Raw genomic sequence first — 10,821 nt, 5'->3', positions numbered from 1 at the left:
GTCCGCCGACCATATAGGCACTTAAAAGTTCCTACTTGAACTACTTCTTGCCCCGGGCGAAGCTCTTCACCAGAGCCGGAAACGGCCCGCCGACAGGAGGTCCTGTCGGGCAACTCCCCCGCCGTGCAAGGACGTTCACGGCACCCGTGATCAAGAGGAGCATCTCCATGAGCAACCCCGTGGCTTTCGTGACCGGCGCCGGCAGCGGCATCGGCCGGGCGTCCGCCCTGCGTCTCGCCCAGCTCGGCTACGACCTCATCGTGCAGAGCCTGACGCCGGACGGCCTGGACGAACTGGCCACCGAGGTCAAGGAGTTCGGCGTCACCGCCACCGCTCTGACCGCCGACTTCTCCGACATCGACGCCGTCGACCGCCTGTGGCCCGAGGTCGAGGAGGCCCTGGCCGGCCGCACGCTCGACTTCGTCTACCTCAACGCCGGCATCGCGCCCTTCGGCGACCCGACCCAGCTCGGCGAGAAGGAGCTCAGCCGCCTGCTGCAGATCAACACCGTCGCCCCGTACGGGCTCGCGGTGCGCGCCGCGGAGCGGATGACCTCCCCCGGCGGCCAGATCGTCTTCACCGGCTCCGGCCTGACCCGCTACGCCTACCCGGCGCTCACCGGCTACGGCATGAGCAAGATCACCCTGGAGTACCTGACCACCAACCTCGCGGTCCTGCTCGGCCCGAAGGGCATCACCGTCAACCTGCTCGCCCCGGGCGTCGTCGACACCAACATCAACGCCGGCTGGCTGCGCGGCAACGACGAGGCCGCCGCGGCGACCCGCGCCACCTCGGCCCTCGGCAAGATCGCCAAGCCGGAGGACATCGCCGAGATCATCGGCCTGCTCGCCCAGTCGAAGTCGCAGGCCATCACCGGTCAGCGCCTCGACGTGTCGATGGGGACCGAGCTGTGAAGATCGCCGTCATCTACCACAGCCTCAGCGGCAACGTTCATCTGCTCGCCCAGGCCGCCGCCACGCACGCCGAGAGCCTCGGCCACGAGGTCGCCGTCCACCGCCTCCCGGAGATCGAGGAGGCGGAGCGCACCGCCGAGGTCCACAAGGCCGCCCTGGAGGACCTGGTCGACGCCGACATCGTCCTGTGGGGCACGCCCGGCCGGTACGGCTCCATGTCGGCCCCGGTCAAGCACTTCATCGACCAGACCCTGCCGCTGCACCTGCGCAGCGGCCTCGCCAACAAGTTCATGACCACCTTCGTCTCCACGGCCACCAACCACGGCGGCCAGGAGAGCACGGTCCTCGCCTTCAACAACATCTTCTACCACTGGGGTGCGGTCATCGTGCCGGCCGGCCTGACCGGCCCCGAGCAGCACACCCCGCTCAACGGCAACCCCTACGGGATCAGTTCGGTGTCCGGGCGCGAGCCGGACAACGTGCCCGAGGAGAACCTCGCCGCCATGCGCTACCTCGTTGACCGTCTCGTCTCGATCGCCGGAGGTGCCCGCTGATGTTCAAGTTCAAGGAGATCGCCGACCCCACGTCCCAACCGCTCTATCTGTACGAGAACTTCCGCCAGGCCGCCGACGCCAGCCCGGACTCGGTGATCCACCTCGACGCGCCGCTGTCGGCGTACCCGGAGATCGGACTGCACGTCACCTACTCCGAGGCGGCGGACGCCGTCGCCCGGCGCGGCGAGCAGTTCATCGCACAGGGCATCGAACCCGGCGACCACGTCGTCATCTACAAGTCCGCCCTGTTCGACAGCTACCTGCTCGCGGTGGCCGTCTCCTACGCCGGCGCCGTGCCGGTGATGATCTCCCCGCACCTGGACGCCCAGACCGTCACCGTCATGGCGGCCCGCCTCAAGCAGCCGTGGCTGGTCTTCGACGCCGCCACCGGCGAGAAGGCCGCCGCGATCACCTCGGTCGACGAGACCCGCAAGCTCACCACCCAGGTGATCCGGGACAGCGTGGTCGACACCGCCCAGGGCCCCGGCCGCAAGCCGGGAGTGGGCGAGATCGCCTACATGACGCACACCTCCGGCACCACCGGCATCCCCAAGTTCATCGCCCACTCCCCGACGTCGATGGGCTGGCGCGTCACCTGGCAGCGCCGGGTGCTGAAGTTCGTCGACCGGCAGGGCCTGGTGGCCTTCCACGTCTCCCCGGTGCACAGCCGCTTCAACATCGGCATCGCCTCGCTGATGTCGTACGGCTTCTCGTTTCTCAACATCGGGGACCCGCGGGAGGACAACGTCGAGGCGCTGCTGCGCCAGTACCGGCCGCTCGCCCTCGAATCGCACCCCAACCACCTGGTGCGCTGGACCTCCATCGTCGACCGGGACCCGTCGGTCTTCGCGAGCGTCCAGTACGTGCACTCGACGTTCGACGCGGTCAACAAGGGCACGATGCTCAAGTACCTGAACGCCTCGGAGCAGCCCGACCCGGTCTACCTCCAGGTCTACGGGCAGAGCGAGTGCGGCCCGATGGTGGTGCGCGCCAACACCCGCGAGCTGCTGCGGCACAGCGACGCCCGCGGGATGGGCTACGGCATGCCGAACTTCACCGAGGTCCGCATCGTCGACGAGAACGGCGACCCGCTGCCGCCCGGCCGGCAGGGCATCATCGAGATGTCGTCCCGGGGCCGCGCCGTCACGTACTACGGCGAGGAGGAACGGTTCGAGAAGAACCTGCGCGACGGCTGGTGGAACAGCGGCGACCAGGGCGAGATCGGCCCCGACGGCCAGCTCTCCCTGCACGACCGGCAGGTCGACCTCATCGACGACGTCAAGAGCACGCTGGCGATCGAGGACGTCCTCCTGGACAAGCTGGACTTCCTCAACGAGGTCGTCCTGGTCCGCACCGCCGACGGCGACCCGCAGCCAGTGATCTCGGTGGCCGACGGCCACGAGATGGACTGGGACGCCTGGTGGGCGTGCGTGGCGGACATGCCGCGCCTGGAGGCGCCGGTGATCCTGCCCTTCGAGAAGTTCCCGCGCACCGCCACCATGAAGATCCAGCGCAACCGCCTTGAGGAGCTGCTGCGCCGCGAGGTCACCCGTGCGGCCTGAGGCCGCCGGCCTGGCCGCCCCCCGGCAATCGACCGCGTTGATTGCCGGGGCGGGCCCCGCCGGACTCGCCCTGGCCGCCCTGCTCGGCTCCGCCGGCTGGCAGGTCACCGTCCTGGAGCAGCTCGCCGAGCGCCGCGCCGGGACCCGGGCCCCGACCCTGTGGCCGCCGGCCATGCACCTCCTCGACACCCTCGGCGTCGGCGACCGGGTGCGCGAGGTCAGCCACCTCGTGGAACGGCTGCGCTTCGCCTCCGACGACGGCGAACGAGACCTGGACCTCGGCCCGTACGCCTTCCGCACGCTCCCCCAGGGGGAGCTGGAGGAGATCCTCCAGGACCGGGCCGGCGCCCTCGGCGCCACCGTCGTACGCGGCGCCACCGTCACCTCCGTCACCACCGGCCCCGACGGCCGGCCGCGGGTCGGCGTCGACCACGCGGCGGGCACGACCGAGGAACTCACCGCCGACCTGCTGGTCGGCGCCGACGGAGCCCACTCGGTGGTCCGCCGGCAGCTGGGCATCGACACGGTCGGCGAACGCTACGCCTCCCGTTTCGCCCTGCTCGACTTCACCGACACCCAGAAGCTGTTCCCCCGGGACGCCTCGATCACCTGGGTCGGCCGGCGCGGCACCCTCGTCTCGGTGCCGCTGCCCGCGGGCGGCACCCGTGTCGTCGTCCCCGTCCTCGACCCGGACGCCGACCCGGCCGACTTCCTGATGAAGACCGCCGCGGAGCACGGCTTCCCGCTCTTCGCCGACACCGCGACCTGGCAGGCCGAGTTCCATGTCACGGTCGCCCTGGCCGAGACCTTCGCGCACGGCCACATCGCCCTGATCGGCGACGCGGCCCACATGCAGTCACCGGCCGGCGGACGCGGCATGAACAACGCCCTGGAGGACGCCTTCACCCTCGCGAGCCAGCTGTGCGACAAGGCGGCCGGCGACCGGCAGGACATCCCCGCCGCGCTGCTGCGCTACGCCGCCCTGCGGCACGCGGAGATGGACGACGAGCTCGGCGCGATCAAGGCGACCACGGACCGCTGGGTCGGCCGCACCGGAACCACCGCCCCGGCCGAGGCCCCCGAGCGTCCTCGCCGCTCCGAGATCCAGCGCACCGCCTGCATCCACCCGCGCCGGCCCCGCACCACGGACGGCGCACCGCTCCCGCCCTGGGCCACCGCCGAGTTCACCGGCTCCCGCATGGTGCTGCACGGCACGCGGGACACCGCGTGGCCCCCGCACCCGGTGGTGCTGGTCGGCGCCCCGGACGCCCCGGTCGCGAGCGGTCTGCTCCCCGACGGGGCATGGCGGGCCCGCACCGCGACCCTCCTGGACGGCGGGACGGCCCTGCCGCCGGGCGTGTACGTCACCACCGCCTCCTCCGACATCCTCGGCCACTGGCCCTGGGACCGCCTGACCGCCACCGACCCGAACCCGGTCCGCACCGAGATCGGCCAGTGTCTGGAGACCCAGAACCATGAACCACCACACTGAACCGGGCCCCGCCGCGCAGCCGGTGGAGCCGGCCGTGACCGCGGCGGTCGTCGTCGACGAACTCGTCCGCGGCGGCGTCAGGACCTTCGTCTACTGCCCCGGCTCCCGCAACGGCCCCATCGGATTCGAGCTCACCCGGCGCGCGGACGCCGGCGACATCACCCTCCACGTCCGCCTCGACGAGCGCTCCGCCGCGTTCCTCGCGCTCGGCGTCAGCAAGTCGACGGGCGCCCCGGCCGCGGTGGTCACCACCTCGGGCTCGGCGGTGGCGAACCTGCTGCCGGCCGTCACGGAGGCCCACTACTCCCGCGTCCCGCTGGTCCTGGTGACCGCCAACCGGCCGCTGTCCGTCCTCGGCACCGGCGCCTCGCAGACCGTCGAACAGGCCGAGCTGCTCACCTCGCAGGTGCGCCATGTGCAGCACCTCCAGGTGCCCGAGCGGGCCGACGAGATGAACCGGGTCGTGCGGGCCCAGATCTGCCACGCGCTCGGCATCGGCGCCGGACGCCTGGCGGGCAGGCCGGGACCGGTCCAGATCGACGTGCCGCTGCCGTCCGGCATCCCGCCCCAGGACCGCGCGGTGCGCTTCCCGGCCGGGCGCGACGACGCGCAGCCGTGGTTCCGCACCGCCGAACGCGACCGCAGGGCGGCGGCCCCGCACCGCGTCGACCTGACCCGCCCGACGGTCCTGGTCGCCGGCGACGGCGCCGACCTGACCGGCATCCCCGCGTCCGTCCCGGTGGTCGCCGAACCCACCGTCGACCTCCAGGGCCGCACCGCCCTGCACCCCTGGGTCCTCGACCACGTCAGGCCCGAGCAGGTCCTGATCGCCGGCCGCCCGACACTGCACCGCAACGTCGGCACCCTGCTCGCCCGGCCCGACGTCACCGCCGTCCTGATCGGCGACGGCGACGACGCCTGGGTCTACGCGGCCCCGCACATCGACGTGCTCACCGCGAACCCGGTCTTCGAGGGCACGGTCGGCCCGGAGTGGGCGCAACGGCTCACCCGCCTGGACGCCGTGCTGCGCCGGACCTGGGCCGAGGTGCTCGACGAGTCCGGCCACCGGGCCACCGGCGCCGGTGTCGCGGACGCGGTGCTGCGCGCCCTGCGCCCCGGCGACCTGCTGTGGGTGGGCGCGTCCAACCCGGTCCGTGACGTGTCGCTGACCGGCTCGCTGCCCGCCGGGGTGCGGGTGCTGTCCAACCGCGGCGTGGCCGGCATCGACGGCAACATCAGCTCCGCCGTGGGCGCCGCCCTGGCCAACCCCGACCGCACGGTGGTGGTCCTCGTCGGCGACCTCACCTTCGCCTACGACGCCGTCGGCCTGCAGACCGGCGTCCTCGAACAGGTCCCGGACAACCTGGTGATCGTCGTCTCCAACGACGCGGGCGGCGGCATCTTCGAAGTCCTGGAACAAGGCCACCCCAAGTACCGCTCCGCACCGTACGGCAACACCTTCGAGCGCATCTACGGCGCCCCGCAGAACGTCGACTTCGCCGCCCTGTGCGCCTCCTACGGCGTCGACCACCGCACCGTCGGGCCCGACGCGCTCGGCCCCGCGCTCACCGCGGCCCGCGCCGGCGAGCGCCCCGTGGTCCTCGAAGTGCCCGTCGCCCGCACCCGGCTGAGGGAGCTGCACGCCCACACGCGGCAGCGCGTCACCGCCGGACTGCGGACCGCCGACGCCCCCGCCCTGGTCGGCTGACCAGCCAACAACGAGTGGAAAGACGAACATGACCATCACCACGCCCGCCCCTGCCACCGCCCCCGTCGCCAAGACCGAGGCCCCCGAGGTCACCAACCCGTTCGACCCCGACGCCTGGCGCGTCGTCGAGGGCTTCGAGGACCTGACCGACATCACCTACCACCGAGGCGTGGAACGCGACGCCGACGGCACCGTGGTCCGCGACCTGCCCTGGGTGCGGATCGCCTTCGACCGGCCCGAGGTGCGCAACGCCTTCCGCCCGAAGACCGTCGACGAGCTGTACCGCACCCTGGACCACGCCCGGATGTCCTCCGACGTCGGCGCGGTCATCCTCACCGGCAACGGCCCCTCCGCCAAGGACGGCGGCTGGGCGTTCTGCTCCGGCGGCGACCAGCGCATCCGGGGCCGCGACGGCTACCGCTACGCCGAGGGCGAGACCGCCGAGCACATCGACCCGGCCCGCGCGGGCCGGCTGCACATCCTGGAGGTGCAGCGGCTGATCCGCACCATGCCGAAGGTGGTCATCGCGGCCGTCAACGGCTGGGCCGCGGGCGGCGGGCACTCCCTGCACGTGGTCTGCGACCTGACCATCGCCTCCCGTGAGCACGGCAAGTTCAAGCAGACCGACGCCACCGTGGGCTCCTTCGACGCCGGCTACGGCTCCGCGCTGCTCGCCCGCCAGGTCGGGCAGAAGTTCGCCCGCGAGATCTTCTTCCTGGCCCGGGAGATCGACGCCGACCGGATGCGCGAGATGGGCGCCGTCAACGACGTGGTGCCGCACGCCGACCTGGAGCGCACCGCCATCGAGTACTGCCGCGACATCACCTCCCAGTCGCCGCAGGCGATCCGGATGCTGAAGTTCGCCTTCAACCTGCCCGACGACGGCATGGTCGGCCAGCAGGTGTTCGCCGGCGAGACGACCCGGCTCGCGTACATGACCGACGAGGCCGTCGAGGGACGCAACGCCTTCCTGGAGAAGCGCGACCCCGACTGGTCCGCCCACCCCTACTACTTCTGAGGGTCGGTCATGCCAGGCATACCCCTGCGGCCCGTCGTCCTGCCGGCACAGCCCGCACACGCCGTCGACGTCCTGCTCCCCGAGATCGAGAAGATGCAAGCCGGCGGCGACGCCATCGCCCCGGTCGCCGACCCCGCCCAGCTGCGCCACCTGCCGGACACGGTGCCCGAGGGCACCGGGGTGGTCCTGTCCACCTCCGGCTCGACCGGCGCCCCCAAGCGCACCGCCCTGCCGCGCACCGCGCTCCTCGCCTCCGCCGAGGCCACCCTGAACCGCCTCGGCGGGCCCGGTGACTGGCTGCTGTGCCTGCCGCTCGGGTTCGTCGCCGGATTCCAGGTGCTCTCCCGCGCCGCGGCCGGCGGCAACCGGGTCACCACCCTCGACGGCGGCCGGTTCGACGCCGCGGCCTTCGTGGCCGCGGCCCGGCGGATGGGGGCGGGCCGCCGGTACACGGCCCTCGTCCCCACCCAGATCCGGCGGCTGCTCGCGGACGCCGAGGCCCGCGCCGAACTGGCCCGCTTCGACATGGTGATGGTCGGCGGAGCCCCGCTCGACCGGGGCACCGCGGCCCGCCTCGGCGAGATCACCCGGCACGTGTCCACGTACGGCATGACGGAGACCGGCGGCGGCTGCGTCTACGACGGGGTCCCGCTCGACGGGGTCCGGGTGCGGCTGGTCGACGACATCGTGCACATCGGCGGCCCCACCGTGGCCAGCACCTATCTCGGCGCCGCCGAGGCGGAGCAGAGCCGCTTCAGCGTCGACGCCGACGGGGTGCGCTGGTTCCGCACCTCCGACCGGGGCCGCTGGGACGACGGCCGCCTGGTCCCGCTCGGCCGCACCGACGACCTCATCAACACCGGCGGGGTCAAGATCTCCGCGGGCGCCGTCGAGGAGGTGCTGCTCGGCCTCGACTGGGTCGACAGCGCGGTGGTCATGGGCCTGCCGGACCCCGAGTGGGGCGAGCTGGTCAGCGCCCACGTCGTGCCCCGGGCCGGCGCGGCCACCCCCGGCGCCACGGCGCTCAGGGAGCTGGTGCGCGACCGGCTGGGCCGGGCCGCGATCCCCAAGCGGATCGTCTTCCGCGACGACCTGCCGCTGCTGCCCAACTCCAAGATCGACCGCTCCACGGTCCGCGCCCGGCTGAGCGAGATCCCGTACGCGACGACCGCCCAGGACAAGGAAGGCTGAGATGTCAGCAGAGCTGTTCTCCCCGGTGGCCCTCGGCGACATCCACGCCGGCAACCGGATCGTCATGAGCCCCATGGGCCGCCGCAGAGCGGACGCCGACGGCACGCCGAACGAGCTGATGCGCACGTACTACGCACAGCGCGCCTCCGCCGGTCTCATCGTCACCGGCAGCGTCCACACCTCCCTCGCGGGCAAGAGCCAGCCCGGCAGCCCGCACCTGGTCACCGACCGGGACGTGGCCGGCTGGGCCCGGATCACCGAGGCCGTGCACGAGCGCGGCGGGCGCATCGTCGTCCAGCTGATGCACGCCGGTCTCGCCGCCCACCCGAGCGTCAACGGCGGGCGGACCCCGCTCGCGCCGTCCGCGATCGTGCCCCGCGACACCGCCGTCCTGGACGGGAAGATCGTCGAGCACCCCGAGCCGCGGGCGATGACCACCGGCGAGATCGACGGCGTCGTCGAGGAGTTCGCCCGCGCCGCGCGGCTCGCCGCGGCGGCCGGATTCGACGGCGTGGAGATCCACGGCGGCAACGGCTACCTGGTCCACCAGTTCCTCGCCTCCGGCACCAACCTGCGCGACGACGCCTACGGCGGCCCGGCCGAGAACCGGATCCGCTTCGCGGTCCGCGTCGTCGAGGCGGTCTCGGCGGCCGTCGGCGCCTCCCGCACCGGACTGCGCGTCTCCCCCGGCTTCTCCGCCAACCGCCTGGCCGAGCAGGACGCGGCGGAGGTCTACCCGGCGCTGCTCTCGCACCCCTCGGTACGCCGGCTCGCCTACGTCCACACCATCACCGGCAGCGACCAGGGCGTCCTGGACTGGCTGCGCACGCACAAGGCCGGCGCGTGGATCCACAACATGGGCACGGATCTGACCTGGTCCGCCGGGGAACTGGTCGCCCGGCTCGGCGAGTTGCTGACCTCCGGCTGCGACGCGCTGTCCCTCGGACGCCTCTTCGTCTCCAACCCCGACCTGCCCGAACGCCTCGCGCTCGGCGCCCCCCTGACCGCACCCGACCCCAGCCGCTTCTACGGCGGCGACGGCGAGGGATACACCGACTATGGTCCGTGGACCACACGGATCGGAGGGCCGATCCATGTCTGACGAGTTCCTTCCGGCACAGCCGTCCAGCCAGTTCCTCCCCGCGCAGCCGGCGGACGGCGCGCGCACCCGGTTCCTGCTGCACGGTCCGAGCACCTCGGCGGCCCTGGAAGGACCGCTGAGCGCCTTCACCGACCTCGCCGAGGCCGAACAGGCCGTCCGCTCCGGGAAGTTCGGCGACCTCGTGGCCGGCGCGGTCCCCTTCGACCCCACCTCCGGCGCCTCCTCCTTCTACCTGGGCCGCCGCGCCACGCACCGGCCCGCCGTCGCCCCGGGCGCCGCCCTCGGGCACTTCTTCCCCGACGTGCCGTTCAACGACACCGAGATCGCCGGGTACATCCGCCTCGTCGACTCCGTGCTGCCGATGCTGCGCTCGCCGAACAACGCGCTGGAGAAGATCGTCGTCGCCCGCGCCGAGCGGTTCCAGGCGACCGGCTCCGCGCCCGTCGACCCGCTGCAGCTGTACGCACGCATCGCCGACCTCTACCCGCGCGTCCACAGCTACTTCGTCGAGCACCTCCACAACCCCGGCGTCTACACGATCGGCGCGAGCCCCGAGCTGTTCGTGAAGAAGACCGGTGACGTGCTCACCATGACCCCGCTGGCCGGCACCGTCCCGCGCAACCCGGCGCTGACCGCCGCCCAGGACGAGGCACGCGCCCACGCCGAGCTGTTCACGGACAAGTTCCTCGTGGAGCACCGGCACCTGGTCGAGTTCATGCTCAAGAACCTGGCCCCGTTCTGCACCGCCGTCGACCACCCGGGCCAGCCCGAGCTGATCGAGGCGCCCGGTGTCTGGCACCTGGGAACCCCCATCCGGGCCCGGCTGCGCGGCTCCGACCTGCGCATCGCCGACCTCGTCGCCGCGCTGCACCCCTCCCCCGCCGTGTGCGGCGTCCCGCAGGACCACTCGCTGCACCTGATCACCGCAAACGAGTCGCCGCGCGGCTACTACGGCGGCCTGGTCGGCTGGCTCGACAGCGACGGCGACTGCGAGTTCTACATGGCCCTGCGCGGCCTCGACTTCGACGCCAACAACGGCCGGCTCACCCTGCGCGCGGGCGGCGGCATCGTCGCCGACAGCCGTCTGGACGTGGAGTTCGCGGAGACCAGCGCGAAGCTCGCCACCATGCGCCGCGCCCTGGGGATCGTGGCCCCGGTCCGCAGCTCGGTGCCGGCCCCGGCCGAGCGGCGCGCACCGCTCCCCGCGATGGTGTGACCCCTCCCCGGTCCCCCGCTCAGGCCCCTTCCCCCCCGGCTCACACCCCGTCCCCCCTCACCCC

9 protein-coding genes are annotated in these 10,821 nt (G+C 72.7%); all 9 read left to right on the top strand.

The window, feature by feature from the left end; all coding sequences use genetic code 11:
• The first annotated feature begins 167 nt into the window (after positions 1–167).
• From C3489_RS01565 to C3489_RS01525, 9 genes are read left to right on the top strand one after another with little or no spacing between them, the layout of a single operon-like run.
• Entirely contained in the window at positions 168–914 is a 747-nt protein-coding gene (locus tag C3489_RS01565; RefSeq protein WP_103779001.1) for an SDR family NAD(P)-dependent oxidoreductase, read from the top strand.
• Positions 911–1,468 carry a flavodoxin family protein gene (locus C3489_RS01560; RefSeq protein WP_103778999.1) on the top strand — a complete coding sequence of 186 codons (558 nt, stop codon included), beginning with the start codon at positions 911–913 and terminating at the stop codon, positions 1,466–1,468. The genes C3489_RS01565 and C3489_RS01560 overlap by 4 nt, the downstream gene beginning before the upstream one ends.
• Complete coding sequence (locus C3489_RS01555; protein ID WP_103778997.1) at positions 1,468–3,030, top strand: class I adenylate-forming enzyme family protein; 1,563 nt, start codon at positions 1,468–1,470, stop codon at positions 3,028–3,030. Before C3489_RS01560 ends, C3489_RS01555 begins: the two co-directional genes overlap by 1 nt.
• Positions 3,020–4,522, top strand: a complete 1,503-nt coding sequence (locus C3489_RS01550) for an NAD(P)/FAD-dependent oxidoreductase (protein WP_181139458.1) — start codon at positions 3,020–3,022, stop codon at positions 4,520–4,522. The genes C3489_RS01555 and C3489_RS01550 overlap by 11 nt, the downstream gene beginning before the upstream one ends.
• A complete protein-coding gene (gene menD / locus C3489_RS01545) occupies positions 4,506–6,230 on the top strand; it encodes a 2-succinyl-5-enolpyruvyl-6-hydroxy-3-cyclohexene-1-carboxylic-acid synthase (protein WP_103778993.1) in 1,725 nt (574 codons plus the stop codon). The genes C3489_RS01550 and menD overlap by 17 nt, the downstream gene beginning before the upstream one ends.
• Before the next feature lie 28 nt (positions 6,231–6,258).
• Complete coding sequence (locus tag C3489_RS01540) at positions 6,259–7,248, top strand: 1,4-dihydroxy-2-naphthoyl-CoA synthase (RefSeq protein WP_103778991.1); 990 nt, start codon at positions 6,259–6,261, stop codon at positions 7,246–7,248.
• A gap of 9 nt (positions 7,249–7,257) precedes the next feature.
• A complete protein-coding gene (locus tag C3489_RS01535) occupies positions 7,258–8,439 on the top strand; it encodes an AMP-binding protein (RefSeq protein ID WP_181139457.1) in 1,182 nt (393 codons plus the stop codon).
• A 1-nt stretch (position 8,440) separates the two neighbouring features.
• Complete coding sequence (locus C3489_RS01530; protein WP_103778989.1) at positions 8,441–9,541, top strand: alkene reductase; 1,101 nt, start codon at positions 8,441–8,443, stop codon at positions 9,539–9,541.
• Positions 9,534–10,757: an isochorismate synthase MenF gene (locus tag C3489_RS01525; protein ID WP_103778987.1), complete on the top strand. Its 1,224-nt coding sequence runs from the start codon at positions 9,534–9,536 to the stop codon at positions 10,755–10,757. The genes C3489_RS01530 and C3489_RS01525 overlap by 8 nt, the downstream gene beginning before the upstream one ends.
• Positions 10,758–10,821 lie beyond the last annotated feature (64 nt).

The sequence above is a fragment of the Streptomyces sp. Ru71 genome (assembly GCF_002920535.1).
Taxonomy (GTDB): domain Bacteria; phylum Actinomycetota; class Actinomycetes; order Streptomycetales; family Streptomycetaceae; genus Streptomyces.
This window is presented reverse-complemented; position numbering and strand designations above follow the sequence as displayed.

Coding starts and splice junctions, on each gene's coding strand:
- C3489_RS01565 (WP_103779001.1), top strand. CDS start 168: ATGAGCAACCCCGTGGCTTTCGTGACCGGCGCCGGCAGCGGCATCGGC.
- C3489_RS01555 (WP_103778997.1), top strand. CDS start 1,468: ATGTTCAAGTTCAAGGAGATCGCCGACCCCACGTCCCAACCGCTCTAT.
- menD (WP_103778993.1), top strand. CDS start 4,506: ATGAACCACCACACTGAACCGGGCCCCGCCGCGCAGCCGGTGGAGCCG.
- C3489_RS01540 (WP_103778991.1), top strand. CDS start 6,259: ATGACCATCACCACGCCCGCCCCTGCCACCGCCCCCGTCGCCAAGACC.
- C3489_RS01535 (WP_181139457.1), top strand. CDS start 7,258: ATGCCAGGCATACCCCTGCGGCCCGTCGTCCTGCCGGCACAGCCCGCA.
- C3489_RS01530 (WP_103778989.1), top strand. CDS start 8,441: ATGTCAGCAGAGCTGTTCTCCCCGGTGGCCCTCGGCGACATCCACGCC.
- C3489_RS01525 (WP_103778987.1), top strand. CDS start 9,534: ATGTCTGACGAGTTCCTTCCGGCACAGCCGTCCAGCCAGTTCCTCCCC.